Annotated in this window: 14 protein-coding genes and 1 pseudogene; 7 read left to right on the top strand and 8 right to left on the bottom strand. The window is 57.1% G+C overall.

All coding sequences use genetic code 11. The features are described 5' to 3' along the window. Positions 1-40 precede the first annotated feature (40 nt). The 5 genes from QN399_RS01965 to QN399_RS01945 all read left to right on the top strand — a co-directional run bounded on the left by QN399_RS01965 (position 41) and on the right by QN399_RS01945 (position 4,972). Complete coding sequence (locus QN399_RS01965) at positions 41-523, top strand: GNAT family N-acetyltransferase (protein ID WP_322179697.1); 483 nt, start codon at positions 41-43, stop codon at positions 521-523. A gap of 343 nt (positions 524-866) precedes the next feature. Then, complete coding sequence (locus QN399_RS01960; RefSeq protein WP_322179696.1) at positions 867-1,136, top strand: DUF1652 domain-containing protein; 270 nt, start codon at positions 867-869, stop codon at positions 1,134-1,136. An 836-nt stretch (positions 1,137-1,972) separates the two neighbouring features. Then, positions 1,973-3,403, top strand: coding sequence for a pyridine nucleotide-disulfide oxidoreductase (locus QN399_RS01955; RefSeq protein ID WP_322179695.1), 1,431 nt, complete (start codon positions 1,973-1,975; stop codon positions 3,401-3,403). A 188-nt stretch (positions 3,404-3,591) separates the two neighbouring features. After that, positions 3,592-4,527 (top strand): ketopantoate reductase family protein, encoded by a 936-nt coding sequence (locus tag QN399_RS01950; protein ID WP_322179693.1) that lies wholly within the window; start codon positions 3,592-3,594, stop codon positions 4,525-4,527. 202 nt (positions 4,528-4,729) lie between these two features. Then, positions 4,730-4,972 carry a DUF465 domain-containing protein gene (locus tag QN399_RS01945; protein ID WP_322179692.1) on the top strand — a complete coding sequence of 81 codons (243 nt, stop codon included), beginning with the start codon at positions 4,730-4,732 and terminating at the stop codon, positions 4,970-4,972. 91 nt (positions 4,973-5,063) lie between these two features. On the opposite strand, the gene QN399_RS01940 is transcribed toward QN399_RS01945, so the two are convergent. Together QN399_RS01940 and QN399_RS01935 are read right to left on the bottom strand one after the other, a co-directional pair. Continuing rightward, entirely contained in the window at positions 5,064-5,969 is a 906-nt protein-coding gene (locus QN399_RS01940; protein ID WP_322179691.1) for a pyridoxamine 5'-phosphate oxidase family protein, read from the bottom strand. A gap of 84 nt (positions 5,970-6,053) precedes the next feature. After that, a pseudogene (locus tag QN399_RS01935) lies at positions 6,054-6,356 on the bottom strand (hypothetical protein). 139 nt (positions 6,357-6,495) lie between these two features. Here QN399_RS01935 and QN399_RS01930 point away from each other — a divergent pair. Beyond that, on the top strand, positions 6,496-7,419 hold the full coding sequence (locus tag QN399_RS01930; RefSeq protein ID WP_322179689.1) for a LysR family transcriptional regulator: 924 nt from the start codon (positions 6,496-6,498) through the stop codon (positions 7,417-7,419). Between the two features lie 114 nt (positions 7,420-7,533). Here QN399_RS01930 and csrA read toward each other — a convergent pair whose 3' ends face one another. From csrA to QN399_RS01915, 3 genes are all read right to left on the bottom strand, one after another. Beyond that, positions 7,534-7,722: a carbon storage regulator CsrA gene (gene csrA / locus QN399_RS01925; protein ID WP_219060851.1), complete on the bottom strand. Its 189-nt coding sequence runs from the start codon at positions 7,720-7,722 to the stop codon at positions 7,534-7,536. A 450-nt stretch (positions 7,723-8,172) separates the two neighbouring features. Next, a complete protein-coding gene (locus tag QN399_RS01920) occupies positions 8,173-9,525 on the bottom strand; it encodes a GntP family permease (protein WP_322179688.1) in 1,353 nt (450 codons plus the stop codon). A 103-nt stretch (positions 9,526-9,628) separates the two neighbouring features. Then, positions 9,629-10,123, bottom strand: coding sequence for a gluconokinase (locus QN399_RS01915; protein WP_322182734.1), 495 nt, complete (start codon positions 10,121-10,123; stop codon positions 9,629-9,631). Positions 10,124-10,380: 257 nt separating this feature from the next. Here QN399_RS01915 and QN399_RS01910 point away from each other — a divergent pair, with 257 nt between their 5' ends. Beyond that, complete coding sequence (locus tag QN399_RS01910; RefSeq protein ID WP_322179687.1) at positions 10,381-11,397, top strand: LacI family DNA-binding transcriptional regulator; 1,017 nt, start codon at positions 10,381-10,383, stop codon at positions 11,395-11,397. 78 nt (positions 11,398-11,475) lie between these two features. Here the strand turns inward: QN399_RS01910 and QN399_RS01905 are convergent, their stop codons facing one another. Genes QN399_RS01905 through glcF form a run of 3 tightly spaced genes read right to left on the bottom strand, consistent with a single transcriptional unit; the run spans position 11,476 to position 15,390 of the window. After that, positions 11,476-13,656 carry a malate synthase G gene (locus QN399_RS01905; RefSeq protein ID WP_322215694.1) on the bottom strand — a complete coding sequence of 727 codons (2,181 nt, stop codon included), beginning with the start codon at positions 13,654-13,656 and terminating at the stop codon, positions 11,476-11,478. Between the two features lie 54 nt (positions 13,657-13,710). Continuing rightward, positions 13,711-14,118, bottom strand: coding sequence for a heme-binding protein (locus QN399_RS01900; RefSeq protein ID WP_322179685.1), 408 nt, complete (start codon positions 14,116-14,118; stop codon positions 13,711-13,713). Positions 14,119-14,172: 54 nt separating this feature from the next. Continuing rightward, positions 14,173-15,390, bottom strand: coding sequence for a glycolate oxidase subunit GlcF (gene glcF / locus QN399_RS01895; protein ID WP_322179684.1), 1,218 nt, complete (start codon positions 15,388-15,390; stop codon positions 14,173-14,175). Between the last annotated feature and the right edge of the window lies 1 nt (position 15,391).

The following is a 15,391-nucleotide window of genomic DNA, read 5'->3' as shown; positions in this document are numbered from 1 at the left end:
CTATGCGTGTGCTCCTGATGCTTCGAGAGGTTATCCAGCTATGTTTCTTCATCGCCCCCTGGAAGAAAAAGACATCCCGGTTATCTGTGAATTTCCACAGAGCGCCGACGAGCTGTTTTATATGTTTCCCAAGGCCACTTATCCGCTGACTCCGCATCAGCTAAAAGAGGCTATCACCCACTGCTCCGACTCCACCGTGATTGAAATGGATGGCACAGTAGTCGGTTTCGCAAACTTCTCTCGTTGGGAGTTTCGGGGCCGTTGTTCGCTGGGTAATGTCATCATTTCCCCCCATGCTCGCTCGCGAGGTGTGGGGCGTTATCTGATCAGCTACATGATTGATATCGCTTTCGATAAGCACGAGGCCCGGGAGGTGACTGCATCGTGTTTCAACCGCAACGTCCCGGGTCTGTTGTTCTACCCCAAGCTCGGCTTTCAGCCGTATGCCGTGGACGAGCGTCAAGACAAACACGGCGCCAGGGTTGCGCTGATTCATCTGCGACTCGCAAGAAGCGAGTCATGACGCTTGCGTGAAGTCAGCCGACGGAAGGTGGTCTGAGACGTAACGGTTTTTTTTATTTTTTATGAGGTAAATGTGGTCAAACGGGTGTGTTCCGCCGGTATTGTTATCATCCGTAAAAGATGAAACGTTTCTTCTATGCGTTTTATAAATCAGGCCGTTCCAATTGATTGTGTACACCCTCGTTAACATGGCATTGCCCCGCACAGGGGGCGGGTATAGAGTTAAGGACGTTCAAGTAATAGACGCCGTTTATTTGACGACCATGGACGAAATCCTTGTACCCTAATAAATAGATGTAGCCAGTGTCTGGATCTTGACCCGGCCTGCTGCGAGGAGACTGCACATGATTGCGTACAGGCTTTCCACGTTGGAACTACGAGGTATTATCGAACGTGCCTTTTTGCCGTTGCGCTGCAAGTGCACGGTGGCGCCTGATTTCTCATTGACCGTTCAAATTTCCGACCCTCAATCCGACCGGGTCGATTTGATCGTCACGGGCATTTCTTTGGACCGGCTTAATAACAGTCGGGATATATGCGAATTGGTGGCTGAGCTGCGTTATGACCTGGCTAACCATGGTCAGCTGCATACACAGGCCCGCTACGCCGGGTGAGGCTCGCCCTTGGGCCCAGGGGACTACGGGTTCTAGTGATGTGTCACGCTCGCTAAACGTGCGGGTGGCACTCCCCGGCTACAGGGGCTCAGTCATTTTCATCCGGCTATTTATGTCAACTTGCCGTCTAGACTGGGCCTTGCAGGCGGTCAATCCACGTTGTTGTCAATCGCCTTTCGTTAGACCTTTTTTGGGTTTTCTCCCTCCTCCATTTTTATGCCCGCTCCTTGTCTGGCTGCCACTCATGCCCAGAAATCCTCGCGCCAAATCGATTATTTAAAATAAACTTTTTGCATGTGAATGATGGCTTTTTAACGTCAAAAAAAAATAACCATATCTATCATGCAGTTAATGAGTAAGTGTAACGTTTTTTGTAATGAGTCTGTAATTTGACACTTTCCTGAAATTTTGAAATTATTGGTCGAGGTTTTGGCGCCTAAGTTAAGTACTTAAGCCAAGGCTGTTCCAGGGCGAATCGTTGAACCGCTGTGTGGATGTTTTTTTGGAACGCTCCACACAATGCCTATTAATAGGGCATCCAGATTTGGCCCCAGCGGTAGCGTTGCCTGCGATAAAGATAAATAAGTTATCGAGGAGCAGTTACCGAATGACGTTGCATGTTCCCGCGCAACGCAGAGGAAGAAGCATCGTACCAAGCCCACCAATGAGGCTTGCGCTAACGCCTTCTTGTTTTCCCCTCGTTAGTTATTCCCCACTTTTCATCCTCTTCTATTCAAACACGACGCTAACGGTTATCCCTGCTTTTTTAGGACGGACTTGACACGTCACTCTGACCACAGAAAGACGACCTGAATTTAAACACGGAGTCAATTATCATGTATGGAGATCAACTGGAAGTAGTCTGCGGTTGTTTGGTAGGAGGGGCTGGCCCTGCTGGCATGGGGCTGATATTCAATGCCTTGAAAAGCGGAGCCTTGCCTGATTTAACGCGCGACGGATTGATTATCGTCGACGCCAGTCCTCATCCGGGGACTGGTAGATTGGGTGAATACCAGATTACGGCCAACTCTGTGGGCGATGTATTTCTCGATTGCCTGCGTGATCCGGCATTGCGCGAAGTGTTTGAACCGTTGGAGCACAGCGCGGCGTATTGGCGCATCCGCGATCAGGCTTTTGTCGCACCACGGCTATCAGACGTAGGGGAACTGCTGGCAGAAGCGTCGAAACTGGTGCTGGATTTTATCGTTCAACGTTATGACGTTCAGGTGTGGAGCAGCACCACGATCACGGAAGTGGTTAGCGACGATGATGCGTTTCAGGTCTGGGTCGAACACGAGGGGCGTGCTCAGGCGATTCTGTGCCGTACGCTGGTACTCAACCTTGGTGGCCGTCAAGATCCGCAGCATCTGCTAAACGCACTGGCAGATCAGGGGTTATCGCTGCCTCCGTCGACCAGTATTCAAAGTGCCGATACAGTGCTGCGTATGAGTGCCTCAGAGTTGCGCGAACATTTTGCGCCGACCCTCGCCGCAGGGGGGCGATTCACAGTGGTCGGTGGTTCTCATAGTGCTTTTTCCGTGCTGGAAAACCTCGCCAGCGCACTGCAAAGCGTTGGTCTGGAAGAGCTGACTTTGGTGCATCGCTCGCAAATCCGTTTGTTCTATGAAAGTGCCGATCAGGCATTGGCGAACGGCTACGAGTTTGATCCGGTCAATGATATTTGCCCGGTATCAGGCCGGGTCAACCGGTCAGGCGGCTTGCGTTATCGCGCTTTAGACGTGGGCCGGGACATTCTTGAGCGCGGCCGAATAGGTGCGGACGGGGTCCGGGTCCATCTCCTGCAAACTCGAAATGGCCCCGCCCGGCAGTATGAACGTGCGAGCCAAGCGTTGGCTGAATCGAATGTGGTGGTGCAATGCACGGGTTATCAACCTCGGATACCTGAACTCAAATACGCCGATGGCACGCCGATCACCCTGCGCGAGGTGAAGGGAGGTCTTGATTCCGACCCTTCAGGCTGTCCTTTGGATCTGGCGGGGCGGCGCTTACACGGTTTGTATCTGTTCGGTCTGGGCTCGGGGCTTGGGATTGACCCGCGCCTGGGCAGCGAGCCGTCCTTCGATGGGAGAATCTACGGCGTCTGGCAGTTTCATAACGACGCCAGCCGCGCTGTCATCGACGCTATATCAGCACGATTGGGAGCCGCAGCATTGGCTGAACGGGGAGTCCCCAGCCGTAGCTTGAGCGAGCGTTTAGACAGTGGCTTGCCACTTTTCTGGCCAGACCTCACACCCTTCAAAATATAAGATGTATTCAGCGTTGAGCTAACTCTCTCGTCCCGAGTGGTCTTTGGCTACTCGGGTTTTTTTTGCCTGCGATTTAGTGCCTGGGGACAACTGATGAGGGGGATATCTGTTGTTGAAGAGCGCTTTTTATCATCTATTCTTATCTTTCATGCAGACCCTCTCAACGGCTCAGCAGAGGTTGGACAGCCATGCGCATTTTGATCGTTGGAGCCGGTGCGATCGGCGGTTATTTTGGTGGACGACTGCTGGAGGCGACGCGGGACGTGACGTTTCTGGTCAGGCCTCGTCGCGCCGAAGAGCTTGAACGTGACGGGCTGATCGTGCGAAGCCCGTTGGGCAACGTCGATTATCCTGATCCGCCCTATGTGCTGAGCCAGGCACTGGATACTCCCTATGACCTGATTCTCCTTAGTTGCAAGGCCTACGATCTCGACGCGGCGATGGAGTCTTTTGCAGCAGCGGTGGGGGCTGAAACGATGATTCTGCCGCTGCTCAATGGCATGGCGCATCTAGATCGCCTGGCCGCACGTTTCAGTCATACGAATATATTGGGCGGGCAGTGCCTGATCTCTGTGGACCGCGATGCGTCGGGCACCATCGTGCATCTGAATGACACCAACCAATTAACATTTGGCGAACTGGATGGGCAAGTGAGCGCACGTATTCAGCGCGTGACGGATGAGTTGGTCGGCGCGGGTTTTGAGGCTAACCTCAGCTCAAGCATCCTTCAGGAGATGTGGGAAAAATGGTGTTTTATCGCCACCGGTGCTGGCGTTACCTGCTCCATGCGCTCTACGGTCGGTGATGTGCTCGCCGCAGGTGGTGAGTCACTGGTATTGAGATTGCTGGATGAGTGCGCCGAGATCGCCGCCAAGGCCGGTTACCCGCTGCGCCCGCAGGCGCATGAGCGCTTTGTGAATATGTTGACGACTCCCGGGTCGAAGATGACCTCTTCCATGCTGCGAGACATCGAACGTGGTGCCGCCATCGAAGTCGAGCATATGTTCGGTGATCTGGTCGCACGCCGTGACGCGGCAGGGCTGTCGACAGCAGATTTGTCGGTTCTTGAATTCGCCTACACTCACCTTAAAGCCTATGAAGCACGGCGTTTGCGCGAACATTGATCTCCAGTCCATGTCCCCCAGACAATATCGAGCCCCGGCATGCCCAGGCTTCCATCACGAACCGATCTGCTGGCGTCCATGCGGGGTGATCGGGTTACCCGATTCACCCACTGTGCGGGTTGGACCGGCAGAAATAACGAACCTTTTCCAGGAGCCAGCCTCATAACCTTACGATCACTGCAGGTTTAACAGAGGTGACAACATGCCGGTCAAACATAATTTGCTCAAGGATTTGAATATCACCAAGGAAGAGATCACCAGGCGCAGAGACGCCGACGACAGGCTCAGCCAACTGCTCGAATCCTACAACTCGATAGACGCTGAAGTGGTTGACGCTGAATCCGGGTCAGCCGGAAACGTTACCGATGAACAGCTCAGGAAGCTCAAGGAAAAACGCCTGCATGTGAAGGACAAGATAGTCAAGCGTCTGACGTCTTCGGACTAAGACTGTGGGCGCGTCGTTCCGGGCACGGCGGCACGGGTACCCCAGCTCCCGGCCGTCAGTGAGTAGGGGAGCTGCCGTCAGGCTTGGTTGATCAACAACGTAATGCCAGTGCATTCGAGCGCCTGACGATACGTTGCGGGCTGAAACGCCATAACCGCTCGGCACCTTCCAAGGTGCTGAGGGTGCCTGAGTGAAGAATAAGCTCCACATCGCCTGTCATTTGCAGCAGGTCGCCTGTGGGGAAATCGACAAACACCAGACCTGCTTTCGGATTGAGGACAAAGTTACCTAAGGTATTGAAGAATAGATTGCCGGCGAAGTCCGGAATCGTCAGCGTGCCGTCCTCATCCAGTCGCACGAAACCTGATGTCCCTCCACGGTGGGACACATCGACCTGTCGCCCGCTCGGGGTATCGTCGACGTAAGACGCGACAAAAAAAGAATATGCGCTGTTGATCAGATCGCGCGCGTCGGTATCCAGCTGCTCCATCCATTGAACCGTTGCCGGACGTGAGTCACTTCGGACGCTGAGTTGCCGCTGTTGAATATAGCGCGGGCAATTCCCGTAACTCTGCTCGACGGAAATGTCGAAGCTGTGATCGTCGCTGCGTTTGAGGGTGCCATTAAGCCGGTTGCGTCGACGGGTCAGTAAATCAATCCCCAACAAACCGATGGCCAGGCCGTCATCCATGCCTCTGTCCGCCGGGTCACTGGTATTGCGTGGTAATTGCAGGTGCAGACGGTATGGATCGACCGCATGCATAAAGCCTGGCTCATCGTCGCGAAGGGTTGCCCACACATCCCCTTCGGGATCGACCGTACCGAGCACGACGAAAGGTAACTGCGGGTAGAACGCACGGTGCTGCTCGATGATCTGATCACGGATGATCCTGCTGCCTAGTTCACCCATTTTCTCGGCTACCCCGACGCTGTGCTGCAAGGCGCGTTCACCTGCGTGCCAGGGTGAGTGAGGTCGTTGAGGTTGTTCGTTACTCATGACAGATCACCTCCCTCATCGCGCATGGACCCTGCTGAAAGTGCCCATGCACCGGTCCTTTAGCCAATCCTTTAGGACCTGGGATTAGGCAATTGCGGCCAGGCCTGCGGGTGTTTTCTGAAAGGGAACAAAGCCTGGTAATGCTTCGATCCGAACCAGCCAACGGTTTATCCGAGGATAGCCTGCGAGGTCGACATTGCCTTCAGGGGCTTGAGCGAAGTAGAGCTGTACAGCGCGACATCAGCCAGCGTTGGGTGGGGGGCCTGCGACGATCTAGTCATGGTCGGCAAGGTCGACTTCGATCAGAGAATGCTCAATACCCAGCAACGACAGAAACAGACGAACACGATGGGCATGACCGGAGAGGGGGCGGGAATAGAGCTTCATGGCAATCACCTTTAAAGGGCTGCATGGAATGGGGCCGTTGTGGTACAGGTGATGATGCTAGTGCTCGCAGGCGCTTGAATAAATGCTGTAAAGAGAAGATCTTTACTCCGTAATTTGGAGTAAAACGGCGAGGCAAGTGATGGACACGGTTCAAGCGATGCGGGTGGTATTGGCGATAATCGAGCATGGCAGCCTTACGGCCGCATCGGAAAAGCTCGATGTCTCACTGCCGACCGTGGTCCGGGTATTGGCCTCTACGGAGCAGCACTTGGGTGTGCGCTTGTTCGAACGCACCACCCGACATGTGCGGATCACGGAGGAGGGCAAACTGTACGCCGATGTCTGTCGTACGGTGATTCGTGAAATCGGCGACATTGAGGATGTGTTCCGCGACAAGGAGAGTGAGCCCAGCGGTCCTTTGTCGATCACGGCCCCGGTGCTGTTCGGTCGTCATCACGTAGCCCCGGTGCTCAACGGGTTCATGGCTCGCTATCCCAAGGTGACAGTGAACTTGAGCCTGATCGACCGGGTGACTGACTTGCTGGAAGAAGGGATCGACGTCGCGGTGCGAATCGGCCACGTCACCGCCCCGGATCTGGTGGTGTCTCGCGTGGGGCAGGTGCGCCGTTATCTGTGTGCCAGCCCTGCATTACTGGCTGAGCTTAGGACTCTCAAGACACCGGATGACCTCAACGGCGCGCCCTTCATTTGCCTTGCTGGAGTGCTCGGGGGGACCCAGTTGATGCTGCAAGAGAACGGCAAGCCGCTGCCGGTGAAAATAACCAATATCCGCATGACCACGAATAACGGTGACACGGCTATTTCTGCCTGCCTCAGTGGGTTGGGAATCGGGTTTTTTCTGTCCTATCAGGTCCAGGACCTGATAGATGCCGGGCAACTTGAAAGAGTGCTGATTGATTACCAGCCCGAACCATTGCCGGTTTCGCTTGTTTACCTGCCATCGCGGCGGGTGTCGATTCGTTCGCGAACGTTCATCGCCTGGGCGAAGGTGAAGCTCGGTGAGCGGCTGATTCGTTTTGCAACCCCGGAACGCTCATCTTGACAGCTGATCGCTAGCAGCGCGGGGAAGACAAAAAAAACGGCGTCATCTAGACGCCGGGTAGCTGTTCTGCCCAAAGAGGGCAGAGTGCTCAGTAGTGGGGATGCAATTTCGAATTCATTGGGGGTCTTGGTGGGGTGCGATCTCGGCTTGGATACGTTTGTAAATTTCTTCACGATGCACAGAAACATTTTTTGGAGCATTGATACCTAGCCGGACCTGAAGGCCCTGAACGCCAAGAATCGTAACGGTGATGTCGTCACCAATGTTTATGCTTTCGCCTACTTTTCGGGTGAGTATCAACATGATCTTTTCCTTGATGGCCTCTTGAAGCGCCTCTGCCAAGAGGCTGGCGTGTGCCTTGGGTGTGATTGTTGCCGAGTACATCCGAATGCGTCCATCCCTAAGACGTCATAAGTGCAAATTTAATTCCCTTGAAACGCACATCTGTCATCGAGTCACCCCGCAAGTGGACGAATAGTGCACCTGCTTGGTGCTTGCGCGTCTAAGCATTATCCCTCAAACGCCAACGTTTGCTGACTATTGTGGTGAAAAGAGTAGCAAAGAGCGCAAAAAAGCCAGAGGTGTTTAAAGGTCTTTATAGAGCGGCGCTATTGTTGCCCAAGGCCGTTTTAGAGGCGGTCAAGAATTCAAGCCAGGCCATTGTCAATCACGTGGCTCATTCAGCCCGCAGCTGAGAGGGGGTGCCCGTTTCAGCGCGGATCTATCGCGAATCCGTTCGCGACAGAGGGGCCGTCAAACCAACAGTGACAACAATAGAATGAAGATCAGCCCGACCACCGACAGAATGGTTTCCATCGCGGTCCAGGTTTTGAAGGTTTCGGCGACGGTCATGTTGAAGTACTGCTTCACCAGCCAGAAGCCCGCATCGTTGACGTGCGACAGGATCAGCGAGCCCGCACCCGTTGCGAGCACCAGCAGTTCGCGGTTTACCCCTGGGATCATGGCCACTACTGGCGCGACGATACCCGCGCCGGTGATGGTTGCGACTGTTGCGGAGCCCGTCGCAATGCGGATTACCGCAGCAACCAGCCAGGCCAGCAGAATCGGCGAAATTTCCGCACGGACCGCCATGTGGCCAATCACATCACCCACGCCGCTGGCGACTAGCATTTGTTTAAAACCACCGCCCGCGCCGACGATCATGACGATGGCCGCGACAGGCGCCAGGCTCTGATCAAGCAGCTTCATAATCTGCTGCCGGGAGAAACCGCGAGCGGCACCAAACGTGTAGAACGCCAGCAACAAGGCGGCGAGGAGGGCGGTGATCGGGTGACCGATCAGGTCCATCCAGACCCGAATAATGCTGGTGTCCGGCAGTACGATGTCGGCCAGGGTTTTGAGCAGCATCAGAAACACTGGCAGCAGGATCGTGACCAGCGTGATGCCGAAGCCCGGCAGGTTTTCGGTTGTCGACTCCTGGGCGATCTGGTCCATCAACTCTTTTGACGGTGTGCCAGGAATGTAGCGTGAAATCCACTTGCCGTAGATCGGTCCGGCGATCATCGCTGTGGGCAGCGCGACGATCAGACCGTAGAAAATGGTTTTACCGATGTCGGCATTAAATACGCCAATTGCCAGCAGCGGACCCGGATGCGGCGGGACCAGCCCGTGCACCGCTGACAGCCCGGCCAGCAGGGGGATGCCGATTTTGACAATCGATAAGCCTGTGCGTCGAGCCACGATGAACACCAGCGGGATCAACAGGACGAAGCCGATCTCGAAGAACAGCGGGATGCCCACTAGGAATGCTGAGAACATCATCGCCCAGTGCACACGATCCTTGCCGAACAGTCGGACCAGGGTGCGGGCGATCTGGTCGGCGCCGCCTGAGTCAGCCATCAATTTGCCGAGCATGGTGCCCAGCGCCAAGAGGATGCCGACGAAGCCGAGAACGCCGCCGAAGCCGTCCTGGAATGACTTCATGACCTTGTCCACAGGCATGCCGGAGGTCAGGCCCAAAAAGCCGGAGGCGATGGTCAGCGCGACGAAAGGGTGAACTTTAAAGCGGGTGATCAGCAGCACAAGGCCGATGATGGTCACCAGTGCATCGACGAGCAGGTACGTCTCTTGGGTCATGCCGAACATAGGTGCGTCTCCAGTTGTCTTTGTTTTTTGGAGCTACTGATGAGTGTGACGTTCAATTCCGTTTGCAGGGTGCAAGACAGCGCTATCTTTTGCGTTCACAGCTTTATTTTTGTGGCCACGAAGCTTTCCACCAGGCGGCGGCTTGTTCTCCCAGCGTATCGACGTGGAGGGTCGCATCGACCACCAGCGTCAAGGGTTCGCCATAAGGGGGTTCGAGCGTCGCGAACTGGCTGTCCACCAGGCTCGCGGGCATGAAATGCCCTGGGCGGTGCTCACAACGCTGGATTGCCAGTTCCTTGCTCAGCTCGAGAAATATAAAACCCAGCCCCGGCACCGCCTCGCGAAGCTTTTCGCGATAGCTGAGTTTGAGCGCAGAACAGGTGACAATCGGACGCTCACCGTTGCGCAACGCGGTGGCCATTTCTTCGCCCAGGCGGACGAGCCAACCGGCACGGTCTTCATCATTGAGGGGGATGCCAGCGCTCATCTTTTCGATGTTGGCGGCAGAGTGGAAGGCGTCACCTTCGATGAGGCGGCCGTCGCTGCGCAGCGCGATGGCGGCGCCGATGACGCTTTTGCCGCATCCGGCGACACCCATCACGACGAGGGCGGAAATAGCAGTATTCATAATTACCTCAGCGGGAGACAGCGCTGTCTTTGACGGCTTGAACAAAAGGCCGGCCAGGCTGTTTCCAGTTCTTGTCATTGTTATGGGCAAATCGGTCAATCATCGGACCGTGCATACGTTACTCGTGACCGTTAAGTACGAATAAAGCGTTGCGAGGCTCCGTGAGACAGCGCTACCTTAGAGCGCATTCGCCATCTTTGGCAACCCCTCTGAGTTATTGGCAGCACATGACACGCATTGGTTCCCGCTCCACGGGTCGTCCGACCCTTAATGAAGTTGCGCGGCTTGCCGCCGTCTCACCGATTACCGCCTCAAGGGCGCTACGCGGTATCGCCACTGTCGCGCCGGAGTTGGTAGAAAAAGTCCGGGCTGCCGCGCAGAACTTGGGGTATGTCGCTAACCCGGCCGCTCGCGCACTGGCCTCATCACAAAGCCAGACGGTGGTGGTGCTGGTGCCGTCGCTGACCAACCAGTTGTTCATTGAAACCCTGGAAGCAATTCAAGGCGTATTGCGCACGCGTGGCCTGGAAGTAGTAATCGGCAACTACCACTACTCGCCCGTCGAGGAAGAAAACCTGCTGCGCACCTACCTGGCTAATCGGCCACGGGGGTTGTTGTTGACCGGTTTCGACCACACACCCGCCGTGCGCCAGTTACTCGCCGCCAGCGGCGTACCCTGCGTGCACATGATGGAGCTGGACCCGGCGCGGGGTGCCTATTGCGTGGGGTTTTCTCAGGAACAAGCCGGTGCCGAAGCGGCCAGGCATTTGCTGGGGCGCGGTCGGCGGCGCCTGGCCTACATTGCGGCGCAACTTGATCCCCGGGTGTTGCAGCGTGGCGAAGGTTTTCGGCGTGTCCTGCGTGAAGCCGGACTGCATGATCCGGCGCTCGAAGTGATGTCGCCGCTGCCTTCGTCCATTGGTCTGGGCGGTGAGTTGTTTGCGCAATTGATGGAGACCCATCCGGACGTTGATGCGGTTTTCTTCTGCAACGATGACTTGGCCCAAGGAGCGACCCTGGAAGCCCTGAGGCGGGGTATCGCCATCCCCGAACGCGTGGCGCTGATCGGCTTCAACGACCTGCCTGGTTCTGCGCACATGGTCCCGCGCCTGACATCGATCCGCACGCCACGCGAAGCCGTCGGTCAACGGGCCGCGCAGTTGTTGCTCGGGTTGATGGAAGGGGTTGCGCAGGTGCCGCAGGTGGACCTGGGGTTTGAATTGGTGATGCGGGAAAGTACGTGACCCCAAAGCCCCACTGAAAAATATCGGCTGTCTTCAATCATGGGGGAGCGAACTCATTCGCTCCCCCATGGGTTTGCCCTAGCCCTGCTGTTTTTTAAACGCCAACCGGAATTCATGCAGCAACGGCTCGGTATAGCCGCTCGGTTGCGCACAGCCTTTGAATACCAGTGCGCAAGCCGCCTGGAAGGCGATGGAGGCGTCGAAGTCGGCGGCCATCGGCCGATACAGCGGGTCCCCGGCATTTTGCTGATCGACGACCGCAGCCATACGCTGCAGGGTTTCCAGCGTTTGCGCTTTATCGATCACGCCATGGCGTAACCAGTTGGCGATGTGTTGGCTGGAAATCCGCAGCGTTGCCCGATCTTCCATCAGGCCGACGTTATGAATGTCCGGCACCTTGGAGCAGCCCACGCCTTGTTCGACCCAGCGCACCACATAGCCCAGCAGACCTTGGGCGTTGTTTTCAACTTCCTCGCGAATCTGCCCGGCAGTCCACTTGGCGTCCGCCGAGACAGGAATCGTCAGCAGGTCGTTGAGGATTTGCTCGCTGACACTGGCCAGATCGACCTGTTCCAGTTCCTCCTGAATCGCCCGCACATCGACCTTGTGATAATGCAGTGCGTGCAAAGTGGCCGCGGTCGGTGAGGGCACCCATGCCGTGTTTGCACCAGCCTTGGGATGGCCGATTTTCTGCTCGAGCATGTCGGCCATCAAGTCTGGCATCGCCCACATGCCCTTGCCGATCTGCGCTCGACCACGCAGGCCGCACGCCAGGCCCACCAGCACGTTGCTGCGTTCGTAGGCTTTGATCCACGGCGTGTTTTTCATTTCGCCTTTGCGCAGCATTGCGCCAGCTTCCATCGAGCTGTGCATCTCGTCGCCCGTGCGGTCGAGGAAGCCCGTATTGATGAAGGCAACCCGCGCCGACGCCGCACCAATACAGGCTTTGAGGTTGACGCTGGTACGCCGCTCTTCATCCATGATCCCCATTTTTAGGGTGTTGCGCGGCAGCTTGAGCAGGTCTTCGATACGGCTGAACAATTGCTCGGCAAACGCGACCTCGGCCGGACCGTGCATTTTCGGTTTGACGATGTACACGCTGCCGGTGCGCGAGTTGCCGCGACGAGCCAGGTCATGCACGGCGATCAGGCTGGTGATCACGCCATCGAGAATACCTTCCGGTATCTGGTGACCTTCGCCGTCGAAAATCGCCGGGTTGGTCATCAAGTGGCCGACATTGCGTATGAACAACAACGAGCGACCGTGCAGCGTTAGCGTGCTGCCGTCGGCAGCGGTGTATTCACGGTCGGCGTTGAGGCGACGGGTGATGGTTTTGCCGCCTTTCTCGAGGTCCTCGGTCAGGTCGCCTTTCATCAGGCCCAACCAGTTGCGGTAGACCGACACCTTGTCATCGGCGTCCACGGCGGCTACCGAATCCTCGCAGTCGATGATGGTCGACACGGCCGCTTCCATCAGCAGGTCTTTCACCCCCGCAGCGTCGGTGCGGCCGATGGTGCTGTTGGCGTCGATCTGGATTTCGACGTGCAGGCCATTGTTCTTCAGAAGGATGGCGGTCGGTTGCAGTGCCTGGCCCTGGTAGCCGACGTATTTTTCCGGCTGCTTGAGTCGGGTCTGGCTGCCGTCGGTCAGGGTGATCAGCAATTGGTCACCGTCTACGCGGTAGCTTTGCGCATCGGTATGCGAGCCGTTGGCCAGCGGAGCGGCTTCGTCAAGAAAGGCGCGGGCGAAGGCCACGACTTTTGCGCCGCGCACAGGGTTGTAACCGCTGCCTTTTTCCGCACCTTCAGTTTCAGCGATGGCATCGGTGCCATACAGCGCGTCATACAGCGAGCCCCAGCGGGCGTTCGCGGCGTTCAGGGCGTAGCGGGCATTTACGGCAGGCACCACCAATTGCGGGCCAGCCTGGCTGCTGATCTCGATGTCGACGTTGGCGGTGCTGGCTTGCACGGTGGCTGGCTGCGGTTGCAGGTAGCCGATTGACTGGAGGAACGCGCGATAAGCCGGCATGTCGCTCACCGGGCCGGGATGAGCGCGGTGCCAAGTGTCCAGTTCAGTCTGCAACCGATCGCGTTCGGCAAGCAGGGCACGGTTCAGCGGTGCGAGTTCATGCACCAGGGCATCGAAGCCGGTCCAGAACGCATCACGGTCCAGACCCGTGCCCGGCAGCACGTCCTCATCGACAAAACGTTGCAGGTTGGCGGCCACTTTCAGGCGCTGGCAGTTAACGAAATCAGTCATCTTGGGGTCTCCAATCGTGGGAGCGAAGGTATTCGCAAAGGCGGTCTATTCGGCTTACTTGCCGTTCAGGCTATCAGCGCCGGCTTTTGCAATCTGTGCATCTTGATCTGCCTTGACCCCGGACACGCCCACGGCGCCAATCACCTGACCATCGACAATCACCGGCACGCCACCTTCGAGGGAGGTCAGCAGGGGGGCAGACAGGAAGGCGCTGCGCCCGCCATTGACCATGTCTTCATAGCCTTTGGATTCGCGACGGCCCAGCGCAGAGGTGCGGGCTTTTTCGGTGGCGATGTAGGCGCCAATCGGTGCGCAGCCGTCCAGACGCTCCAGGGCCAATGGATGGCCGCCGTCATCGACCACCGCGATGGACACTGCCCAGTTGTTTTTCTGTGCTTCAGCGCGAGCGGCGGCGAGGATCTGGCTGACTTCGGTCTGGCTCAAAATGGCTTTGGTTTTCATGTGGCTCTCCAATAGGGCAGCAATAGGGGCTGTAATAAAAAATTATGCAGTCGATTAGTGCAGCGCTTCTTCGACCAGTTCGATCCAGTGCCTGACCGGGGTCCGGCCAGCGCTGTCCAAATGGGTCTGGCAGCCGATGTTGGCGGTGACGATCACCTGTGGCTTGCCGCTCTCCAGTGCATTCATCTTGTTATCGCGCAGTTGCCGCGACAGCTCGGGTTGGGTCAGTGAATAGGTACCTGCCGAGCCGCAGCATAGATGGCCGTCGGGTACTGCGGTGAGGTTGAAGCCTAGCCGGGTGAGCACGCTTTCGACTGCGCCACCGAGCTTTTGTGCGTGCTGCAAGGTGCAAGGGCAATGGAACGCCAGACGCAGGTCACTCTCGACCCCGAGCTTTTCCAAGGGCTCATCGCGTAGCACTTCCACCAGGTCGCGGGTCAAGGCACTGACCCGTTGCGCTTTGGCAGCATAGGCCGGATCGTCTTTGAGCAGGTGCCCGTAGTCTTTGACGAACGCGCCACACCCGCTGGCGGTCTGGACGATGGCTTCGGCACCGCTTTCGATACTCGGCCACCAGGCGTCGATATTGCGACGGGCACGGTTCAGGCCGGCTTCCTGTGCATTCAAGTGGTAATCCACCGCGCCGCAACAACCGGCCTGGCTGATCGCTGTAATGCTGATCCCCAAACGATCCAGTACGCGTGCCGTGGCGGCGTTAGTATTGGGTGACAGCCCAGGCTGTACGCACCCTTCGAGCATCAATACACGCCGCGCATGCTGTTGGATCGGTCGCGCCTTGGCCGGGTGTACCACGCGAGGCAACTTGATCGCGAGTGATTCAGGCAGCAGGGGGCGAAAGGCCTGGCCGAGTTGGACCAGCGTCTTGAACAGCGACGGGTTCGGCACCACTGCACGCAAACCCTGACGGAGCAGGCGCTGGCCCAGTGGACGAGGAACGGCGTCATCCACCACGGCCCGGCCGATGTCCAGCAGGTTGTGGTAATCGACGCCAGACGGGCAGGTGGTCTCGCAGTTGCGGCAGGACAGGCAGCGGTCCAGGTGCAGCTGGGTTTTTTCGGTAACGTGGTGGCCTTCAAGTACTTGCTTGATCAGGTAAATACGCCCGCGTGGGCCGTCCAGCTCATCACCCAGCAGCTGATAGGTTGGGCAGGTGGCGTTGCAGAATCCGCAATGCACACAGGTGCGCAGGATGCTTTCGGCCTCTTCGGCACGCGGCAGGCGTTTGGCATGTTCACTCAACGTGGTCTGCATG

Source organism: Pseudomonas sp. 10C3 (assembly GCF_036346185.1).
Taxonomy (GTDB): domain Bacteria; phylum Pseudomonadota; class Gammaproteobacteria; order Pseudomonadales; family Pseudomonadaceae; genus Aquipseudomonas.
The sequence above is the reverse complement of the archived record's forward strand: the minus strand, read 5'-3'. Positions and strand labels throughout refer to the sequence as shown.